This is a genomic window from Peribacillus sp. NPDC060253, from assembly GCF_042727425.1.
In the GTDB taxonomy this organism is placed as follows: domain Bacteria; phylum Bacillota; class Bacilli; order Bacillales; family DSM-1321; genus Peribacillus.
In genome coordinates this window covers 1-21,425 of record NZ_JBHXAS010000085.1, presented here as the reverse complement: position 1 = coordinate 21,425, position 21,425 = coordinate 1, and the positions used below count along the sequence as shown (strand labels likewise).

Genomic DNA, 21,425 nt, shown 5'->3' with positions numbered 1-21,425 from the left:
ATATAAATTGGGAGGAAAAAGACATTTTTGTCCGCTATCGGCAAATCGCATTGCTGAAAATTGAAATATATAAAATTTATCCTGAAATGCTAAATTTCGTTAAGTCAATCTATAAAGACTCCTCCCCTACAGTGAAAATTGACATTAACAGCAGGGGTAAGGAATTGTTTGAAAGCTCCTTTAATAAATTATTTTCCGATATTGATCTTTCTAAATTTAAAAAAGGGATTGATAGTAAAAAGGCGATTAACATTATTAATTGGACAGTGGAAGGATTCGCGTATCAAATGCAAGAAAAAGCATTGTCCCTATCCCTGGAGCAAATCGCTAGCGATGAGACAATGGCAGAAATGGAAGAATACTTGGAAATACTAAGGGATTCTTTGTACGAATAAGGCAGTGATCAATCATATATAAAATTAGTAATTCCGCGTACTGAGGAGAAAAAGGGAGGTATTATAAATGAACGTAATAGAAATTAAAAATCTAACCAAAACTTACGGCAAATCTAGAGGAATATCCGATATTAGTTTTAATGTTGAACAGGGTGAAATTTTCGGGTTTATTGGACCGAATGGTGCAGGGAAGTCGACAACGATTCGTACATTATTATCGCTCATTTACCCAACGAGCGGCAGCGCCACGATTTTTGGGAAAGACTGTATTCGATTTGCTCCAGAAATAAAAAAGGAAATTGGCTATTTACCATCAGAAGTCTTTTACTATGACAATATGAAAGTAAAGGAACTTTTAAAATACTCAGCCAGTTTTTATAAAAAGGATTGTAGTAAGAGAATCAAAGATTTAGCGGAAATTATGGACTTGGATCTCAATAAAAAAATTGATGACCTTTCCTTAGGAAACAAGAAAAAGGTCGGGATTGTTCAAGGGCTTCTCCATGAACCTAAACTTATTATTTTGGATGAACCCACGAGCGGGCTTGACCCATTAATGCAGCAAAAGTTCTTTGAACTATTAGAGGAAGAGAATAAAAAAGGTGCAACGATCCTATTTTCGTCACACATCCTTAGCGAGGTTCAAAGATTATGTAATCGAGTTGCCATCATTAAAGAAGGTAAAATCATAACGGTAGAAAAGATTAGTACGTTACAGGAGAACAACTATAAAAAGTTTAAAATTGAGACGAAATATGCTCTAGACAAGGATTATTTCCAAATCGGCGGGGTTAATAAATTAGAGGTTAACAATAACGTAATCAGCTTTTTATTTAGAGGTAATATCAATACGGTGATGAAAAAAATCGCGGAAATCGATATCGCGAACCTGTGGATCGAAGAGCCAGACCTTGAGGAGATCTTTATGCATTATTACGAAAAGGAGGCCTAGGAAACCATGAATATCTTTATGCATGAATTGAAGGCTTATCGAAAGTCTACGATCATATGGTCGCTATCGTTAATTGCGATCATCGTTATTTTCATGTCGATGTATTCTTCATTTGCTGAGGATGCAGAGGATTTTAAAAGAATATTGGAAAATTATCCAGAGGCGTTAAGAAACGCACTCGGGTTTAATCAAGAAAATTTCTTTACTATTTTAGGATTCTATAGCTTCCCATTATCGTTTATTACTCTTTGTGCAGCAATCCAGGCTATGAATCTAGGCACTTCCATTGTAAGCAAGGAAGTCCTTGCAAAGACTGCGGACTTTTTGTTAACGAAGCCTATTACCCGTAATAAAATTTTGACAGCCAAGTTATTGGCAGCTTTTGTTTCGATTGTCATGACGAATGTCGTTTATTTTGCGGCAGCTAGCTTTGTGGCATTACAAGTCAAGACAGATGATTTTAGCTTGAAAATTTTCTTTTTGCTGTCGCTTACAATTTTTTTCATACAACTCCTATTCTTAGCCTTTGGGATCATCATTTCTGTTATTGTCCAAAGAATCAAATCCGTGCTGACCGTCTCGCTTGCCACTGTCTTTGTTTTCTACTTTGTGGGAATGTTCAGTGATACGACAGGTGATGAAGTGAAACGTTATATTTCGCCGTTTAAATATTTCGACGCGGCCTATATCATTAAACATTCCAGCTATGAAGCAACATTTTTGATTGTTGGTGCAGTTATTATCCTTCTTGCCATAGCAGCTAGTTATGTCGTCTATAACAAGAAGGATATACATGCTGTTTAAGAGTGCTTGCTTTACTTGTGGAACGCTAAATGGAGGGGGTGGGTCATGAATATATTTTTAAAAGAAATGAAGTATCATCGAAAATCGCTCATATTTTGGAGCATCGGTGTCTTCCTTATGGTGATATCAGGAATGACTAAATATGAAGCATATTCGTCATCGGGGCAATCGATAAATGATTTGATCGCAGATATTCCAAAATCGTTGCGGGCTGTATTGGGTTTCAGTGATTTAGATTTAATGAAGGCCAGCGGTTACTATGGAATGCTTTTTCTCTATTTATTATTAATGGCAACCATTCATGCGGTAATGCTTGGAGCGACCATTATTGCAAAAGAAGAAAGGGATAAAACATCCGAGTTTTTATTCGTCAAACCAGTATCTAGAAGTAAAGTCATTACAACTAAGCTATTGGCCGCTTTCACTAATATCATAATCTTTAATCTCGCAACATTCCTTTCGTCCATTATTCTGTTAGGGAAATACAGCGATGGAGAGGCGGTTAATGGTGAAATAGCGATATTAATGGCGGCAATGCTCTTTTTACAGGTCTTGTTTATGGTCATCGGCAGCGCACTTGCTGCTGTAAAAAAGAAGCCAAAGACGGCTGCATCAGTAGCGGCTGGAATCCTTTTACTAACGTATATGTTATCAATCGTTATTGATTTGAATGAGAACATTGAAGGCTTAAGGTATTTTACACCATTTAAATATTTTGAAGCGAAAAATGTAATGTATGGCGGCGGTTTGGATGTATTATTTGTAGTCATTTCACTAATATTGATTCTTACACTTTTGGTCGTTACCTATGTTTTTTATAAAAAAAGAGATTTGAATGTTTAGTACAATGACCGTAATCACTAATCCAATGGCGTGTAAGATGACGAGTTTGTCCAGCAAGAGCTTCCGAAACATGCTATCCACCTTTTATTTACGTCTGGTTTTCCTCAGGGAGAGTCTTGGTCATGATTGATAATAATCAAGCCATAACCTAAGTCAGAGCTAACAACAGCAGTCACGGGAGACGATCTGAAGAAGTATTAGCCATCAAATTATTTTGTTTGTCATCAGCTGATTATGGATAAGGAAAGGATCAATTTATTAACCCTGTGATTTTAACCGGGTTTTTGGTTGCTTTTTATATAAAAAAAGGCATATGATAAAAAAGGAGTCTCAATCAGAAAAGATATTAAACGAAAGAGGATTTTAAATGATTACAATAAAAAGTGAACGAGAAATACATTTGATGCATGAAGCTGGCAAGCTTCTTGCTGCGACGCATAGAGAAATCGCTAAAATGATCAAACCGGGCATTACGACTTGGGAAATTGAAGAGTTTGTCGACAAGTATCTTGCAGAGCATGGTGCAACGCCGGAACAAAAAGGCTATAATGGCTACAAATATGCAACGTGCGCATCAGTGAATGATGTAATATGCCATGGCTTCCCGCAAAAGAAAGCTCTAAAAGAGGGCGATATCGTAACGGTTGATATGGTCGTGAATCTTAACGGCGGTTTGGCGGATTCTGCTTGGACATATGCAGTTGGTGAGGTTTCAGAAGAAGCCCAGCGATTGATGGATGTTACCAAGAATGCCCTCTATAGAGGCATCGAAGTGGCACGGGCAGGAAATCGTCTCGGAGACATAGGTCATGCCATTCAATCCTATGCTGAAGGTGAAAAATTTTCTGTCGTCCGCGATTTCACAGGACACGGAATCGGGAAAACCATGCACGAAGACCCAACAGTGCTTCATTATGGGAAACCAGGTAAAGGTGCACGACTAAAAGAAGGAATGGTCATCACGATTGAACCCATGTTGAATGCAGGAACATGGCATATGAAGATGGACCAAGATGGCTGGACGGCAAGAACGGCAGATGGAAAGTTTTCGGCTCAATATGAACATACTCTCGTCATTACAAAAGAAGATCCAATCATATTAACGGAACAGTAATCAATAAAAAGGAATGGCCTAATCATGGGCTGTTTCTTTTTTTTTTGGTTAAGACTATTCCATAATAAACCTCGACAGAATATTCTGAATACACTTATCCCAAAATGGAGTAAATCCGCAAAAATAAGTACTAGGTAATTACGGATTAAACACTTTACTAATATGTGGCAGCACAGGATAATAAGGGAGAAGGAAGAAATATTTAATGGATGAGTCATATAACAGGATATCAAGGAGGTTTTGACAGTGAAGAAAGGGGAAAAATTATCGACAACGGTAGAATCGGTTGGGTTAAGTCAACGAGAATTTTTAACGATTTTTTTACTTCATTCTTTGAGAATAAAAGCGAATTATCCAAGGGCGATTCATCAGGACCTGAAAAATACGTTTACTGGAAAAGTGCATAGCTATGACTATCTATGTAAAATATCCAATACGCTTGTCGAATCCAACCATTTATCATTATACACAAGCAAGGGAAGAAATTATTATCAAATAACGGAAAAAGGAAACGAGCTTTATGTATGGTACCAAGAGCATTTCCTGGAAAGGTTTTCAGAAGTGAAAAAGGTCATTGACCGCTTCATGTTCGATTTGAGGGGTTCGGGTGAAAATCCTCCCGTACTTAAAGAACTTCCAGAAGAATATAGGTCGTATTTCTCGAAAATAATATCGGTGAAGGACCTTGTCCGTTATGTCACATTAAAAGCGGCTTTTACTAAAAAGCCCATTTACATGGGGGAAATTGGCGATTTGCTTAAAAATCAATTCGGCTGGATTGCTTCTAACGGGTATTTATACGATCTTTCTCACGAGATGGAAGAGAACGGACTTCTGGTTGGCAGATGGGAAAGTGAAAAACGAACAAAACGTTATTTACGAATTACCGATGAAGGTCAGCATCATTACAAACAGATTGCGGATTCCGCTGCTTTTCAAGTACAGGAAATCCAAAAATACATGGCCAGTGTCGTAATGTTCCTAAAAGAAAAGTCTTAAATCATTATCAGAAATGGTACCCCTTATGCTTGTGAGGAAGATTCAAGTAACGTGCTTAACTTGAATCGTTCAAGGGTAAATGTTACATAAAAACACTTCAAAACAAGGGGGAATGCACGGTGGTAGGAAAACACGATGAAATGGGAAGCATATTCGCTTTTATTAAAGGTCAGGTAGATAAGCTGCCAATTTCACAATCGAAAAAGAACAAAATGCTCGACCAGCTCTTGAAGCTTAAAACGATGACAGTAGATGCAAGGGAACCACGAATTGCTCTGGTCGGGAGGCGCGGGTCCGGAAAGTCATCACTGATTAATGCGATGTTTGGCCAGGAACGGCAATATGTCAGTTCCGTAAAAGCTGGAACAGGTAAGGGTAAATGGCTTTGGTACCCCAGTAATGCAGAGCCCAAAATACGTCTTTTGGATTCCCGCGGATTGGGGGAAAGTGAAGCTCCGACGGAAGAATTTGAAGAAGAAACACCGATGGATGAATTGATAAAAGCGGTTACCGAAGAACAGCCTGACGTGTTTCTTTTCCTGATTAAAGCAAAAGAAACGGATTCACGGATTGAAGAGGATTTACAAGAGTTGAACAAGCTGCGCAAGATCGTTAAAGAGATACACCATTATGAAGTACCCGTTATCTGTGTAGTCACCCAAGTGGATGAATTAGATCCGCCACATTATAAACAAGCGCCTTTTGATGCCAATCCTAAGAAAAAACAGAATATTGATGAAGCCATCGCGTTGATGTCCAAGCGCTTTAACGAAAGTGACATCCCACTATTGAACATCATTCCCATTTGTTCATATATTGATTTTGATGAAAATGGAAATATTGAATACGATATGCGTTGGAACATCGATTTGCTATCTGATTACTTAATCGAGGCCTTACCCAGTGAAGCGAAACTGAAGACGGCCAAAGCGATACAAAGCCAATTCGTTAAAAGGAAATTTGCGCGGACGATCGTGGGAACGTTTACGGCCATCGCCGGCTTAATTGGTGCAGAGCCCATTCCTTTCGCCGATTTTCCCATATTGACAGGCATTCAAGGATTGATGATTGTGGTCATTGGTTTTATCGCGGATAAGGACATTAATACTAAAACAGCGAGTGAATTCATTACAGCATTAGGGATCAATGTTGGTATCGGCCTCCTTGTCAGGGAAGGTGTCAGAGCAGCAGTCCGATTCATTCCAGGAGCTGGTCTAGTCGTTTCAGGGGCTGTAGCCGGCGCGGTCACGTATGGAATTGGTCAGGCTGCGATCGCTTATTTTATTGAAAACAAAGATATGGATCAGGCGAAGGCAGCTTATAAGAACGCCAACAAAGCGTATAAAAATGAAGACAATGAATCTGAATAAGCAGTTTCAAACCATAAACTCCACTAAAGTGATATGATAAATGGGAGTTCTAGCGGGCACTGTTTTTGCTGCTAGATGGGTCAGGAATATTGTTTATTACAGAAGGGATGATCTTCATGTCTTTTTTTCAATCACAGAAGCAAAAAGAATATATACAAAAATTAGAGGAAGCGATTCAGTCCTTTTCCGGTCGATCTGAAGCACTGGATGAGTCGAATGGTTTTCCCTTTGAAAACATTCAGGAGTTAAAGGATTTCGGATACCCTAAATTAACGTTAGCAAAAGAGGATGGGGGGTACGGTGGTTCCTTATATGATTTCCTCCTATGCCAAGAAAAAATAGCTCAGCATTGCGGACCAACTGCTTTGGGAATAGGCTGGCATGTCGGAACGGTATTATCCTTAACTGAAAAAAGACCTTGGGAAAAAGAAGTCATGGATGAATTGTTTGATCACGTATCGAAAGGCGCTCTCATCAACACGGCAGCATCAGAGGCGGGTACTGGAAGCCCGACGCGTGGAGGCCGTCCGGAAACGATTGCAATCAAAAAAGGGGAACAATGGTGTTTGAATGGGAGAAAGACGTTCACTACACTCTCTCCCGTCCTTGATATTTTTCTTGTAACCGCATGGGTACCCGAAGATGAACAGCAAGGCACCTTTTTAGTTCATCGTGATGTATTGGGGGTCAGTATAGAAGAAACTTGGGATATGATTTCCATGCAGGGAACAGGAAGTCATGACTTAGTGTTAAATGATGTCAGCGTGCCTGAAAAGTATTTTGTCATGAAAAGAAATGGTCAAAAAAGAAAGCCTGAAGCGTGGCTGCTACATATTCCTGCTTGCTACTTGGGAATTGCTGTGGCTGCCAGAAATTATGCTGTGGAATTTGCAAAGACCTATTTTCCCAATAGTTTACCGGGACCGATCAGAGATCTTCCGAATGTCCAAAGAACAATTGGGGAAATGGAACTTGAATTGAACGAGGCACACCATTTTCTCTACTCTGTTGCTGAAAAATGGGAGCAACATCCCGAAGATCATGAAGAACTATCAAAACAATTGGGTGCGGTCAAATATTCTGTCGTCAATAAATCGATTTCGATTGTCGATAAAGCGATGAGAGTTGTTGGAGCAAAAAGCTTACAACGGAAAAATCCACTGCAACGCTTCTATAGAGATGTGCGTGCAGGACTTCATAATCCTCCGATGGATGATGCGACTATCACATTGCTCGCAAAATCAGCTCTATATTAATGAAAATAATTCCTTATGGCACTGAGATGACTTTGTCGTTTCAGTGTTTTTTACTGTTCTTTTCTTTGGATGGCACCTCTAAGCTTTAGTTGCCTATTTTTCAGTCCCGCATGATAATTTTACTAGCTTATCATTCTTTATCTTGTTATTATTAAAACACCTGTCTAAATCTTCGAAAAATATCGAAAGTTCGGTGTAAAAATGAATCTTATGACAAAAGATTTACTGATTAACTTTTTAATTATCCTTTTTCCGCTCTTTTTATTGCAAATGAGCTATCTAGTGAAGTTCGTGTACCGTTTAGATTCATTGAAAGGATGGTTCCTATCCATTTTCCCCATTCTTTCACTTGTCCTATGTATGCTATTTCCAGTGGTCATTGAAGCGGATTTTGTTTGGGACCTTCGATGGATCCCTTTTCTTTTAGGCGGTTTATATGGGGGCTGGAGGTTAGGGACCCTATTAATAGTGATCACTTTGCTTATTCGTTTTTTAACTGGGGGGGAAAATGGATTTTATATATCATGCATCACTTTTCCGTTAATTGGAATTTCTCTGTTTTTTATATCTAAATACTATCTCAAAATATCTGTCAGTAAAAAAATCTTCATCGGTGTCTCATTAATCTTTTTTGTTCACATTCTCACACAGTTTATTTCAACTCAAATATTTGGTCTAACTATCGGTATAAGTCTATGGAAACAATATTTTACGATCCAAGTCATAGGAATCGTCGTTGTCATCATACTATGTGAAGTCATTTTGGCGAATTTTCAGGTTCTCGATGAATTAGTGAAAGCGGAAAAGTTACAAATCGTTAGTCATCTCGCTGCAAGCATATCTCATGAAGTTCGTAATCCCCTTACCGTTACAAGGGGATATATTCAAATGTTGAGTGAAGATGTTTCTACACAAACAAAGGTAAATTATGCGAATATTGCGCTGAAGGAATTAGATCGAGCTACGGATGTCATTAATGATTATTTGACGTTTGCTTCCATTAGTCCTGAAAATAACGAAAGATTAAGGGTATCCGATGAAATTCAGCATGTCGTAAACAGTATCATTCCCTTGGCTAACAATAATGGGACAAAATTGAAGTTATCCCTATTCGAAGATGAAGCTTATTATATCTTGGGGGACAGGAAGAAATTTCAACAGTGCTTGTTCAATATCTTAAAGAATGGCATAGAATCGATGAAGGATGAGGGAGAATTATACATACATTTAATTCAAGCTGCCACTACGATCCAAATAAAGATACAAGATCAAGGAATTGGAATGACCCAGGAACAAATATACCGTTTAGGTGAGCCTTACTTTACGACCAAAAATAAAGGTACTGGATTAGGTATGATGGTTTCATATAGCGTTATCAAAAGTATGGATGGAACGATACATGTGTCAAGTGTACAAGGGAAAGGAACATGTTTCTCTATTAACCTCCCTATTCATAGCCATGAACCCATTTGAGAATAAGGTGTAAATTGACGGTTTTATATGGATACCTTACAATTTAATTAAACCACCAATTATTAGGAAAAAATTCAATAATGCATTAGATACCTAAGGGAGATGATTGTATGAAATCGCTTACAGATGGACAAATCATTTGGGAACCGACAAACGAACAAATCGAGCAAACGGTATTGACTCAATATGTAGGATGGTTAAAAGAAAAAAAGGGTTTATCATTTCATGATTATCACGAATTATGGAAATGGTCAGTTAATGAACTGGAAGACTTTTGGGCTTCAATTTGGGAATATTGTGAGATAAAAGCCGATAGGAAATATGACACGGTTTTAACGGAACATTCAATGCCAGGTGCGAAGTGGTTCGAGGGGTCTAGGCTTAATTATGCTGAAAATGCATTATTGAATGATCAAGGAGAGAAAACGGCGATTTTTTTTCGTTCCGAACATATCAAACAAAAAGAGGTTAGTTGGAGGGAACTGAAAGAGAAAGTAGCTTCATTCGCCCATTCATTAAGGAAACTCGGTGTGAAATCCGGCGACCGGGTTGTTGCCTATATGCCAAATATACCAGAAGCGGTCATAGCCTTCTTGGCAACAGTGAGTATAGGTGCCATCTGGTCCAGTTGTTCACCTGACTTTGGGGCAAGAAGTGTCATAGATCGTTTCAAACAGATTGAACCGGTTGTATTATTGGCGGTTAATGGGTATCAGTACAATGGAAATGTATATGATAAAACATCCGTTGTATCACAGCTTCAAAAAGAATTGGTCACTGTTAAGCATACAGTATTGGTTCCTTACATAGATAAAAAGATTTTAGAAGAAACTCTAGTAGATACCATTCCATGGGATGACCTTTTAATAGAAACAGCGGAATTATCATTTGAAAGTGTTCCGTTCGATCATCCGCTGTGGATTCTCTATTCATCAGGTACAACAGGAATGCCAAAGCCAATTGTACAAGGGCATGGCGGTATATTATTGGAGCATTTTAAAGCAACAAGATTGCATCAAGACATGACTTCCGAGGATACGGTATTCTGGTTTACGACAACAGGCTGGATGATGTGGAATCTCCTTATGGGTGGTTTGCTGAATGGGGCGAAGATCGTTCTTTATGACGGCAGTCCTTCTTATCCGAATATGGGTGCCCTTTGGGAATTGGTTGAAGATACAGGCATGACTTTCTTTGGAACAAGTGCACCATTCCTTACGAATTCCATGAAGTTAGGCATCAATCCAAAGGAAAACTATGATTTGTCGAAATTGAAGGCCCTTTTTTCAACTGGAGCACCATTGTCGGGTGACGGATACAAATGGGTATATGAGAATGTTAAGAAGGATATCTGGCTCAGTTCATCCAGTGGCGGAACCGATGTATGTGCCGGATTTGTAGGTGGTGTTCCTACATTACCAGTAAGAATCGGGGAGATACAAGGAAGAGCATTAGGTGTACGTGCAGAAGCCTTTGATGAACAAGGTCAAACATTGATTAATGAAGTCGGTGAATTGGTCATTACGAAACCGATGCCTTCCATGCCGCTATATTTCTGGAATGACCAAAACGGAACAAGATACTACGAGAGTTATTTCGATACCTATCCTGGGATATGGAAACACGGTGATTGGATAAAAATCGACGACAAGGGCAGTTGTATCATTTACGGACGTTCCGACTCGACCATCAACCGTTCCGGTGTACGTATGGGAACTAGCGATATCTACCGGGCTGTCGAAGCGATCGACGAGGTTATGGAAAGCCTTGTTATTGATAGGGAAGTGCTGGGACGCGGTTCTTCCTTGCTGCTGTTCGTTGTCCTTAAGCCAAGTTTAAACCTCGATGCAACATTGACAGCAAAAATCAAGGAACAAATCAGAGGGCAAGTATCCCCTCGCTTTATCCCTGACCAAATCTATGCTGTTGATCAAATACCTAAAACGTTGAACGGAAAGAAAATGGAAGTCCCGATACGTAAAGTGTTGTTAGGTTTCGAGTTTGATAAAGTAGTGAATGCAGATTCCATGGAGAACCCTGAATCGCTTCAATTCTTCAAGGATTTAGCCATTGAGTTAAATGAGAAAAAAATATTCTGAGATTCCAAGGCGGAGCAAAAAGCTCCGTCTTTTTTGTATGAAATTTTAATAATGGAATGAATCGTGGTCAATAAACGAGACAAAACGAGACATCAATCTCATTTTGTCTCGTTTTGTCTCGTTCAAAAATAGATAAAGTCCTAATTTACCAACCTTCCATTTTGGCACGCTATTTGCACTATATATGATTGACTCATTATTAATGATTGGGGGCTGAGAAAATGGAAACGGTTCAATCGAATGAACAAAAGTTATCACAGGACAAGGCTTATTGGATGTATCAAAAAATGCTGGAGATCAGAAAATTCGAAGACCAAGTTCATGAATCCTTTGCAAAGGGTATTTTACCAGGCTTTGTCCATTTGTATGCTGGGGAAGAAGCGGTAGCTGTAGGAGTATGTGCTCACCTAACCGAAAAGGACAGCATTACGAGCACTCACCGAGGCCATGGCCACTGTATTGCAAAAGAATGCGACCTTAACGGGATGATGGCTGAAATCTATGGGAAAGTGACTGGTCTTTGTAAAGGTAAAGGCGGCTCCATGCATATAGCCGATCTGGATAAAGGGATGTTAGGCGCAAACGGGATTGTCGGCGGAGGGTTCCCACTTGCATGTGGTGCAGCATTAACTGCCAAGTATAAAAAGACGGATCATGTAAGTGTTTGTTTTTTTGGTGATGGTGCCAATAATCATGGGACATTTCATGAAGGGATTAATCTGGCGGCCATTTGGAAGCTACCCGTTATATTCATCGCTGAAAATAATGGCTATGGGGAAGCGACGCCTTTCAACTATGCTTCTAGCTGTAAAACGATAGCCGATCGTGCGATAAGCTACAATATCCCGGGTGTCCGGGTGGATGGGAAGGATGTAATGGCTGTGTACAAGGCGGCTGAAGAAGCCGTTCTTAGAGCTCGCAGAGGAGAAGGCCCCTCATTAATTGAATGCGTTACTTATCGTAATTATGGACACTTCGAGGGAGATGCACAGAAATATAAAAAAGAAGAAGACAAAAAGGAACATAAACAAGAAAAAGATGCGATTGTTCAATTTAGGAATTACTTACTGAATCAGAATCTGCTGGCGGAAAAAGAATTGGTTTCTCTTGAGAATTCAGTTGAAGAGGCTATTAAACAGGCTGTTAAGTTCAGTGAAGATAGTCCGTATCCAGAGGCATCCGATTTATTGAATGATGTATATGTATCTTATTGAACAAAATAAGGGGGAATTAGGATGAGCAGGAAAATCAGTATGTCACAAGCGATAAATGAAGCAATGGCCCTTGCCATGAGAAAGGATGAAAATGTCATCCTTATGGGAGAAGATGTAGCCGGGGGTGCAGAAGTTGACCATCTGCAGGATGACGAAGCATGGGGCGGTGTTTTAGGTGTCACGAAAGGATTGGTTCAAGAATTTGGTCGAGACAGGATCCTTGATACACCTATTGCAGAAGCAGGTTATATGGGAGCGGCCATGGCAGCGGCTTCAACGGGTTTACGTCCGATTGCCGAGTTAATGTTCAACGATTTCATTGGCAGCTGTTTGGATGAAGTATTAAATCAAGGTGCGAAGTTTCGGTATATGTTTGGGGGCAAAGCCCAGGTACCCGTGACGATCCGTACGATGCATGGTGCAGGATTCAGGGCTGCAGCTCAGCATTCACAGAGCCTTTATGCCTTGTTTACAAGCATTCCTGGATTGAAAGTGGTCGTACCATCTTCCCCTTATGATGCAAAAGGGCTGTTACTCTCAGCCATTGAGGATAATGATCCAGTCATTTTTTTCGAAGATAAAACGCTGTATAACATGGTAGGAGAGGTCCCTGAAGGATACTATACCATCCCAATCGGTAAAGCTGAAATTAAAAGGAAGGGCTCGGATTTGACGATTGTTGCCATCGGTAAACAAGTTCACACGGCAATGGAGGCTGCCCAAAAACTTGCAGGTAAAGGCATTGAAGTTGAAATTGTAGACCCACGTAGCTTGTCACCACTGGATGAAGAAACAATTCTCTCCTCTGTAGCCAAGACTAATCGGTTAATCGTTATGGATGAAGCGAATCCAAGGTGCAGCATGGCGACCGATATTGCCGCATTGGTTGCGGATAAAGGATTTGATACGCTCGATGCGCCAATAAAAAGGATTACAGCTCCACATACACCAGTACCTTTTTCACCTCCACTTGAAGATATATATCTTCCAACATCAGAAAAAGTGATCCAAGTCGTTTCAGAATTGTTGGGAGAGCCTTCCATTCTTGGGGTGTAACTTACTCAACATCAAGCTCCAGCTTATTCATAAGTTGGAGCAAGAACATCCATTTTAGACACCAAAACAAATTTGAAGGGAGATAAAAGATATGGCGGTCGAAGTGGTAATGCCGAAATTGGGCATGGCGATGAAAGAGGGCACTGTTTCGTTATGGAGTAAGGAGGTTGGGGATCCGGTTGAAAAAGGTGAAGCAATCGCAAGCATCAACTCGGAGAAAATAGAAATGGATATTGAATCTCCTGCAGAAGGAACCATTCTGAACATAGCTGTTCAAGAAGGACAGGGTGTAACTCCAGGAACCGTTATCTGTTATATCGGAAATCCGAATGAAAAAATTATGATTGATGAGCCTGTTGCTAAAGAAAACGAGCAGGAAATTCCTGAACAAGAAAAGCTGAAAACGACAGAGTCACCGATTTTGCCAAGAGGTGAACGAGTGATGATCACCCCGGTTGCACGGAAAATGGCACAGGCGGCTAATCTAGATATTGAAAAAATTCAAGGGACTGGCCCAGGCGGAAGAATCACAAAAGATGATGTACAGAAAGCAATGAAGCCTGATCCAAAGCCAGAAAATAAGGAAGAAAGTATCTTCGTCCAGGCGCATTCCGTAGACAAAGCACAAGAGATTCCTGTAAATGGGATGCGGAAAATCATTGCCACTCGTATGCAGAATAGCTTGCAAACCAGTGCTCAATTAACTCTCACCATGAAAGCTGATATTACCGATTTAATTATATTGCAAAAACAAGCTACTGAAATATTACAAAAACATGAATCAAGTAAACTGACAATAACGGATTTTGTTGCCAAAGCTGTCGTACTTTCACTGAAGGAGCACCCTAAAATGAACAGTGCTTATGTAGATGACAAAATCCATTTGTTTGAGCCTATCCATCTAGGCGTGGCTGTTGCTTTGGAAAAGGGTTTAGTTGTTCCAGTCATAAGAAATGCGGAAGCCTGTACACTAAGGCAGTTAGCAGATAAGGGTAAGGAGCTGGCTAAGCGTGCACGCGACAGTCAATTGCCTAGTGAGAACATGCAAGGTTCAACTTTTACGATCAGTAACCTGGGTGCCTTTGGAGTCGAGCACTTTACGCCGATTCTGAATACACCGGAAACAGGAATCCTTGGAATTGGTTCTGCTTTTGATACCCCGCTGTATATTGGCGATGAATTGGAACGGAGAACGTTCTTGCCACTCAGTTTAACTTTTGATCACCGTGTACTCGACGGAGCTCCCGCTTCTGCCTTTTTACAAACCATTAAACGGTATTTGGAAGAGCCGCTCACCGTAATTTTATAGAAAAGGAGGGAAAGCTCTTGGATCGTATAGCTATTATAGGTGGAGGTCCTGCTGGGTATGTAGCGGCAATCACTGCTGCCCAGCAGGATAAGGAGGTCATACTGGTAGTCGAAGGGCATTTGGGGGGAACTTGTTTAAACGAAGGGTGCATGCCAACGAAGTCATTATTAGAAAGTGCCGATACGTATGAAATGGTGAAAAATGCCGGCCAGATGGGAATTCGCCTTCCCTCCAATTTAATTGAAATCGATTGGGAAGCTGTTCAAGAACGAAAGAATGGTGTCATATCTAATCTCGTGCACGGCATTCAATATTTAATGAGTAAGAATAAAATAAAAGTCATACAGGGAAAAGCATCATTCCTGTCGAGCTCTCGACTAAGGATCGAGAACGGAAATACCATTGAGGAAATTGAAGCTAGTAAGATCATCATTGCAACGGGATCTGAACCAATCCCATTACCTTTTGCTCCGTTTGATGGTGAATGGATCATCCACAGTGGTCAAGCTATGTCACTTCCAGTCATTCCCGATTCACTTTTAATTATCGGAGGGGGCGTCATCGGCTGCGAATTTGCCAGTATTTATAGCAGGGTTGGCACCAAGGTAACCATTATCGAGATGGGGGAAAAGTTACTTCCAGGGGAAGATGATGATATCTCGAGCATCCTGCATCAAGAATTGATTAGCCAAGGAGTAACAGTCCATACCTCGACATCCGTAAAAAACATAAATACAACGAGTAAAAAGGTATTTTGGGAAAAAGAAGATGGTAGAATGGAAGAATTTCATGCTGATTATGTTCTGGTTTCAATAGGGAGAAAACCACGAGTGAATGGAATGGACTTAGAGGGCCACAATATTGATTTTTCCCGTTTTGGCATCAAGGTGAATGATCGCATGCAAACTAGTAATTCTTCGGTTTATGCCTGTGGTGATGTGATAGGGGGCATCCAACTTGCCCATGTAGCATTTCATGAGGGTCGGGTAGCTGCTTTGAATGCCTGTGGTCAATTGGCCCAGGTTAATTATCGGGCGATCCCTCGATGCATTTATACCTCGCCGGAGATTGCCAGTGTAGGCTTAACGGAGAAAGAAGCGAGGAACATTTATGGGGAGATTAAAGTTGGGGAATTTGCTTTTTCAGCAAATGGGAAAGCGGCCATTTCCAATAAACAGATTGGAAAGGTCAAAGTCCTTGTGAATCCTCAATTTAACGAGATTTTAGGCTTTTCCATCGTTGGTCAACATGCAACAGAACTAATTGGTCAAGGAACGATCATGCTGCATGCAGAAATAACGACAGATATGTTGGAAGATTTAATAGCGGCACATCCAACCTTATCGGAATCCATCCATGAGGCTCTATTAAATGTTGTTGGTCAAGCTGTACATTCTTAATACAGTCATTGGATATAAATGATTAAAAGGGGGGATTGTATGGCAAGCATTCAACGAACGGCGGTTGTCACTGGTGCAGGACGCGGTATCGGACGTGCCATTGCTCTAAGATTAGCTCAAGATGGATTGAATGTAGTGATTAACGACGTCAATCTGGATACGGCCGAATCGGTCGCAAATGAAATTAAGGAACTAGGACGTGAAAGCTTTGCTATTAAAGCGGATGTAAGTGATAGACGGGAAGTATTCGAAATGGTCGATCAAGTTGTGGAACGTTTTGGGCAACTGGATGTTATGGTTTCAAATGCAGGAATTGCTCAAATCAAGCCACTCTTGGAAGTAACTCAAGAGGATCTTGAACAGATTTTCAATATCAATGTAAATGGTGTACTTTTTTGCCTGCAAGCCGCTGCTGAACAAATGAAAAAGCAAGAAGGAGGGAAAATTATAAGTGCTGCCAGCATCGCCAGTTATAAAGGCTTTAGCTTACTTGGTACATACTCGGCCACAAAATTCGCCGTAAGAGGCATTACACAAGCGGCAGCACAAGAATTGGCCCAGTTCGGCATTACGGTGAATGCATACTGTCCAGGCATTGTCGGGACGCAAATGTGGGAGCTAATCGATGAAAAAATGGGTCAATATATGAAACTTGCTAAAGGGGAAACATTCAAAAAGTTTACTGATTCCATAACCTTAGGACGCTCCGAATCCCCAGAAGATGTTGCGAAGTTCGTATCTTATCTTGCTTCACCTGATTCTGATTATATGACAGGACAATCCATCATGATTGATGGAGGAGTCATTTTTTCATAAAAGGATGGTTTGATTGGGAAGCTTCATGTGAATTATCACGTGAAGCTTTTTTTTGATAAACTAAACTCTATATATTGTAAGCGTATACATAATCTACTATAATTAAGTGGACCTCGATCAACATCCTTTTTTATTACTCCATGTTTTTTTTTCTCTTGATTGACTAAACTTATTTTCATTTCATATGAAGGTTTAAACCAAATGATTAGAGGAGGATCATATGCTATCCACTAGTTGTTATCTGCGTACATGGGAACGCTTTGTCAGTGAAGGGGTTCTCGATTCAAATCGTCTGAACAAGCGAATAATGGAATCTTGGCATCGCTGTAAAAAAGAACAAGTCAACCCATATCTCAATAAAGCCGAGCACATATTGACAAATGAATTATTGAACATTCAAAGAGAAAAGAACTCCTTCCTGTTAGAAGTAGCATCGCCCCAATTAATAAGGATGAATCAATCCATAAAAGAATCGGGAATGATGGCTTTATTAGTTGATCCTGATGGATATGTCCTCTCACTTTCCGGAAACGAGAAAATCCTGGATGAGGCAGGCAGAATAAACTTTGTCGAGGGTGTATGCTGGACAGAGGGTGAGGTGGGAACAAACGCCATTGGAACAGCTTTGAAAACGGGTGAAGCCGTCATGATCCAAGGTACTGAACACTATTCCATTGCCTCACATAAATGGAGTTGTTCTGCAATGCCCATTTTAAATGAAGACGGAATGATAATGGGCGTTTTGGATATATCGTGTCCAGTTGAATATTTCCATCCGTCCATGCTGGGTATGGTAGCCAATTTGGCGTATACGATCGAACAGGAAATGGGAGTTCGTTCATATAAAAGAGAGCTGGCTCTGACCCAGCAGTCCATAGAACTTGCAGAAACCTATCCAGAACAGTCCTTTATCGTTTGTAATCATAAAGAAATGATCATTTCGGCCAGCAAACAGGTCCGTAAAAAAATTCCTCAATCCATCGGTATGACATTGATAGATCTATTAAACCATGGATATCGAATTGTTAAGGAAAACCCGCTGCTATCTAAAGAAGATAATAAGATTTCCGGTAAATGTTTATTCTTATCAGAGAAGCAAGGTCATAAAACCAATAGACTCTTTCCAGCTTCCATGCCTTCTGAGGTGTTTAGCTTCAAAGGAGAAAGAGGGATTAGTGAATCCTTTCAAAACACATTACATAAAGTGAATCTTGTTGCACCGACAGAAGCGAATGTGTATATATCTGGTGAAACAGGCGTTGGAAAAGAGCTTATTGCCATGGCTATTCATGAAAATAGCTCTCGTAAAAATGGGCCGTTCATCACGATAAATTGCGGAGCCATCCCTAAAGATTTAATGGAGAGTGAATTATTCGGGTATGTTGAAGGTGCATTTACAGGGGCTAAACGGCAAGGGTACAAAGGAAAGTTCGAGCAGGCTAATGGAGGGACCATTTTTCTCGATGAAATCGGTGAAATCCCCCTAGCGATGCAAGTTGCTTTACTGCGTGTACTTCAAGAAAGAAAAATCGTTCCGCTTGGTGGTTCTAAACTCATTTCATTGGATATTCGCATTATCACTGCGACTCACCGAAAGCTTGAGGAGCTTGTCAATGAAGGGTCCTTTCGCGAGGATTTATACTATCGATTGAATGTTTACCCCATTCATGTCCCCTCTTTAAGAGAAAGGATTGAAGACATTCCTTATCTAGTCAACTACTTGTGCACAAATAATAATTGGAATATTCCATTAACGGAGGATTTATTGAATCGTTTAAAGAATTACAATTGGCCAGGCAATATAAGAGAGCTACAGAATGTTCTCCAGCGGTTAACCATCTTACATGCAGAAGGGACCGTTGATTATGAAGTGTTTAATTCCATGAATTCGATGCCCATTACGAGGCGTAATGAGTCCCCGCCATTGAAGGAAGACGATAAAAATTACAAGAAGGAAAATGAACTGACGATCCGTGAAAAAATTCAACGAGATCTAATGTTAGAGGCATTACAAAAATCAAGAGGAAATGTCGCCGCCGCTGCTAAATTGATGGATATACCAAGAAGTACATTTTATAAGCGGCTCCATAAGTATGGTATATAGCCATGGCGTGTGAACATTGTATAGGAAAAGTAGATTTATAGAAATTCATGAAAAATGAAAGGAGTATGGCAAATGAAAACGAAAATTACTGAATTATTAGGGATTGAATATCCGATTATATGCGGTGGGATGTTTCAAGTTGGCCGAGCCCCGCTCGCAGCGGCCGTATCCGAAGCAGGAGGTCTAGGTATCATAACCTCCAAAACACAGGCGACCCCCGAAGGTCTACGTGATGAAGTACGCAAAGTGAAATCTTTAACGAAGAAACCGTTTGCTGTAAATCTAAATCTATTTCCAAGTCAAACGCCAACTCCAAATGATGAGTTTATTGATATTTTAATTGATGAAAATGTAAAAATTGTTGAAACGAGTGGCCGAAGTCCAGAAGGAATTATGCCTAAACTTAAAGAGCACGGCTTTACCGTGATACATAAAGTAGCGGGGGTCAAAAACGCAATCTCGGCAGAGAAATTAGGAGTGGATGCTATAATTATTGTAGGGAATGAAACAGGGGGGCATCCTGGCATGGGGGATGTAGGCACGCTTGTCATGCTCCCTAGAGTAGTTGACTCCGTTACTATACCTGTAATAGCAGGCGGGGGATTTTCGGATGGCAGAGGCCTTATTAGTGCCTTGTCACTCGGTGCTGAAGGGATTGTCATGGGAACTCGCTTTATGGCAACGCAAGAAGCGCCGATTCATGATAACGTGAAGAACTGGATGGTATCAGCCGATGAGCTGGATACGGTTGTCATCCAACGGAATATTGGCAGTCGTTCGCGTGTAGCATTAAATGGCGTCAGTAAAGAAGTGGACAAACTTGAAAGTGAAGGAGCCACTTTAGAAGACCTTATTCCGCTAATAACGGGACAAAGGAGCAAAAAAGTATACTTTGATGGCGATTTAGACGGAGGCATCTGGTCCTGCGGTCAATCCGTAGGCCTGATAAAAGAAGTTTTGACCGTCAATGAACTCATAAACCAAATCGTCCAAGAAGCAAAAACCTCGTTCGAATTCATCCAAAGCCGTATCGAATCCCTTCGAACATGAATAACCCTTCGTTCAAAAAGGAACATGAGATCAATGCGATTTCATGTTCCTTTTTTTCTTGTTCAAATCCTTTTTAAAATTACATGAAACAATACATCGATAAAATTTATGAAATATGTGAAGGAGCCACTACCGATATTCATGACAATCGTAAAACCCCCATATAAAATGCTTTGCTATTTTATATGGGGGTTTTTTGCACAGTTTCAATACCTGTAAATTAGCGTGTTACCCAAATACGCTAGAGCTTTATAAGATAAAAGATCGATCTGTTCTTTTGTCATTCTACATTTCTCTATAAGTTGCTGAAATATAATTGAATCTGGATACTTGATCAAAATGGATCATCGCTTTATAACGAGTGCAAAGTAACATTAAGAAGTCTTGTGAGAATTATGGGATAAAAAGAGCACCATATTGTCATTTTTGCTGGAAAGCGGAACCTTTGAGATGAAAAACCGTTTGATTAGTTGTTGTTATCGTTATATTTATATAATTATTTCAAAGTGTTAACCCGTGATTTTTCTCATTTCGCCACTATTTTTGTATATCAATATAATAAAATAACAAGAAAAGCATGATTATACAGGAAATGTACCTTTAGCAAAACACATGTTGATGGCGATTATTGTAATCACGACTTAATAAAGGTCCATAAAGAATCAGGAAAAAGAAGAAAAAGATGGGGGGGGGAACAATGGTTATAGCTGCGTATTTGATAGGAGGGGGCATACGTTATTATTTTAAAACTTAATACCTTTTCGAAGTACCTAAAAACGCTGTGCGGGTCATGACTATGAACAAAGGTACAATTATGATTGTTCATAGTCATCTGTAAAATACGTCATGCCTTATGGTTTTTGATTAGGCATTATAACGAATGGGTGGAAAATGGGAGAAAGAGAAGAGGCTCACGTTATACATAAGTGACAGCGTTAAATTTTATCTCTAAAACTAAACAATTAAATATTAGAGTGAAATGATAAAATATTGTAAACACTAATAATGTGCATTAATGGAATCAATTGCGCCAATAAAATATGTCATGGCCTAAAAATGATTTTATAAAGTGATTACAGGCAATTAACAGATAATGATAAGAATCGAGTGAAAAATATCGATTTAAATTACTTTAGATTTTAAATTATTGCTTGATCAAATTATTCATATG

At 39.9% G+C, this 21,425-nt stretch carries 16 protein-coding genes and 1 pseudogene; all 17 read left to right on the top strand.

All coding sequences use genetic code 11. The annotated features are described in order from the left end of the window. Positions 1-395, top strand: a pseudogene (locus ACFWE9_RS19310) (TetR/AcrR family transcriptional regulator); the annotation flags it as partial. A gap of 67 nt (positions 396-462) precedes the next feature. After that, positions 463-1,347, top strand: coding sequence for an ABC transporter ATP-binding protein (locus ACFWE9_RS19305; protein WP_230156003.1), 885 nt, complete (start codon positions 463-465; stop codon positions 1,345-1,347). Positions 1,348-1,353: 6 nt separating this feature from the next. Then, the gene (locus ACFWE9_RS19300) at positions 1,354-2,151 is read left to right on the top strand and encodes an ABC transporter permease subunit (RefSeq protein WP_377358249.1); all 798 of its coding nucleotides are present in this window, start codon (positions 1,354-1,356) and stop codon (positions 2,149-2,151) included. Positions 2,152-2,196: 45 nt separating this feature from the next. Beyond that, on the top strand, positions 2,197-2,994 hold the full coding sequence (locus ACFWE9_RS19295) for an ABC transporter permease subunit (RefSeq protein ID WP_377358247.1): 798 nt from the start codon (positions 2,197-2,199) through the stop codon (positions 2,992-2,994). Positions 2,995-3,361: 367 nt separating this feature from the next. Continuing rightward, positions 3,362-4,108 (top strand): type I methionyl aminopeptidase, encoded by a 747-nt coding sequence (gene map / locus ACFWE9_RS19290; RefSeq protein ID WP_230155997.1) that lies wholly within the window; start codon positions 3,362-3,364, stop codon positions 4,106-4,108. Between the two features lie 246 nt (positions 4,109-4,354). Beyond that, complete coding sequence (locus ACFWE9_RS19285) at positions 4,355-5,107, top strand: PadR family transcriptional regulator (protein WP_230155995.1); 753 nt, start codon at positions 4,355-4,357, stop codon at positions 5,105-5,107. A 119-nt stretch (positions 5,108-5,226) separates the two neighbouring features. After that, positions 5,227-6,477: a GTPase gene (locus tag ACFWE9_RS19280; protein WP_377358244.1), complete on the top strand. Its 1,251-nt coding sequence runs from the start codon at positions 5,227-5,229 to the stop codon at positions 6,475-6,477. Positions 6,478-6,593: 116 nt separating this feature from the next. Further along, complete coding sequence (locus ACFWE9_RS19275; protein ID WP_377358242.1) at positions 6,594-7,733, top strand: acyl-CoA dehydrogenase family protein; 1,140 nt, start codon at positions 6,594-6,596, stop codon at positions 7,731-7,733. Positions 7,734-7,934: 201 nt separating this feature from the next. After that, a complete protein-coding gene (locus ACFWE9_RS19270; protein ID WP_377358240.1) occupies positions 7,935-9,206 on the top strand; it encodes an ATP-binding protein in 1,272 nt (423 codons plus the stop codon). Between the two features lie 110 nt (positions 9,207-9,316). After that, positions 9,317-11,305, top strand: a complete 1,989-nt coding sequence (locus ACFWE9_RS19265; RefSeq protein WP_377358238.1) for an acetoacetate--CoA ligase — start codon at positions 9,317-9,319, stop codon at positions 11,303-11,305. Between the two features lie 221 nt (positions 11,306-11,526). Further along, positions 11,527-12,519: a thiamine pyrophosphate-dependent dehydrogenase E1 component subunit alpha gene (locus tag ACFWE9_RS19260; protein WP_377358236.1), complete on the top strand. Its 993-nt coding sequence runs from the start codon at positions 11,527-11,529 to the stop codon at positions 12,517-12,519. 21 nt (positions 12,520-12,540) lie between these two features. Next, on the top strand, positions 12,541-13,575 hold the full coding sequence (locus ACFWE9_RS19255; protein WP_377358234.1) for an alpha-ketoacid dehydrogenase subunit beta: 1,035 nt from the start codon (positions 12,541-12,543) through the stop codon (positions 13,573-13,575). A 91-nt stretch (positions 13,576-13,666) separates the two neighbouring features. Next, positions 13,667-14,884 (top strand): dihydrolipoamide acetyltransferase family protein, encoded by a 1,218-nt coding sequence (locus ACFWE9_RS19250; RefSeq protein WP_377358232.1) that lies wholly within the window; start codon positions 13,667-13,669, stop codon positions 14,882-14,884. 17 nt (positions 14,885-14,901) lie between these two features. Beyond that, positions 14,902-16,284, top strand: coding sequence for a dihydrolipoyl dehydrogenase (gene lpdA / locus ACFWE9_RS19245; RefSeq protein ID WP_377358230.1), 1,383 nt, complete (start codon positions 14,902-14,904; stop codon positions 16,282-16,284). 48 nt (positions 16,285-16,332) lie between these two features. Then, positions 16,333-17,100, top strand: coding sequence for an acetoin reductase (locus tag ACFWE9_RS19240; RefSeq protein WP_377358251.1), 768 nt, complete (start codon positions 16,333-16,335; stop codon positions 17,098-17,100). Between the two features lie 220 nt (positions 17,101-17,320). Next, positions 17,321-19,204, top strand: a complete 1,884-nt coding sequence (locus ACFWE9_RS19235; protein ID WP_377358228.1) for a sigma-54-dependent Fis family transcriptional regulator — start codon at positions 17,321-17,323, stop codon at positions 19,202-19,204. Positions 19,205-19,276: 72 nt separating this feature from the next. Beyond that, on the top strand, positions 19,277-20,254 hold the full coding sequence (locus ACFWE9_RS19230) for an NAD(P)H-dependent flavin oxidoreductase (RefSeq protein WP_377358226.1): 978 nt from the start codon (positions 19,277-19,279) through the stop codon (positions 20,252-20,254). The last annotated feature ends 1,171 nt before the right edge of the window (positions 20,255-21,425 follow it).

Excerpts from the sequence above, each read along its gene's own strand:
- ACFWE9_RS19305 (WP_230156003.1), top strand. The coding sequence starts at position 463 with ATGAACGTAATAGAAATTAAAAATCTAACCAAAACTTACGGCAAATCT.
- ACFWE9_RS19300 (WP_377358249.1), top strand. The coding sequence starts at position 1,354 with ATGAATATCTTTATGCATGAATTGAAGGCTTATCGAAAGTCTACGATC.
- ACFWE9_RS19295 (WP_377358247.1), top strand. The coding sequence starts at position 2,197 with ATGAATATATTTTTAAAAGAAATGAAGTATCATCGAAAATCGCTCATA.
- map (WP_230155997.1), top strand. The coding sequence starts at position 3,362 with ATGATTACAATAAAAAGTGAACGAGAAATACATTTGATGCATGAAGCT.
- ACFWE9_RS19275 (WP_377358242.1), top strand. The coding sequence starts at position 6,594 with ATGTCTTTTTTTCAATCACAGAAGCAAAAAGAATATATACAAAAATTA.
- ACFWE9_RS19270 (WP_377358240.1), top strand. The coding sequence starts at position 7,935 with ATGAATCTTATGACAAAAGATTTACTGATTAACTTTTTAATTATCCTT.
- ACFWE9_RS19265 (WP_377358238.1), top strand. The coding sequence starts at position 9,317 with ATGAAATCGCTTACAGATGGACAAATCATTTGGGAACCGACAAACGAA.
- ACFWE9_RS19260 (WP_377358236.1), top strand. The coding sequence starts at position 11,527 with ATGGAAACGGTTCAATCGAATGAACAAAAGTTATCACAGGACAAGGCT.
- ACFWE9_RS19255 (WP_377358234.1), top strand. The coding sequence starts at position 12,541 with ATGAGCAGGAAAATCAGTATGTCACAAGCGATAAATGAAGCAATGGCC.
- ACFWE9_RS19250 (WP_377358232.1), top strand. The coding sequence starts at position 13,667 with ATGGCGGTCGAAGTGGTAATGCCGAAATTGGGCATGGCGATGAAAGAG.
- ACFWE9_RS19235 (WP_377358228.1), top strand. The coding sequence starts at position 17,321 with ATGCTATCCACTAGTTGTTATCTGCGTACATGGGAACGCTTTGTCAGT.
- ACFWE9_RS19230 (WP_377358226.1), top strand. The coding sequence starts at position 19,277 with ATGAAAACGAAAATTACTGAATTATTAGGGATTGAATATCCGATTATA.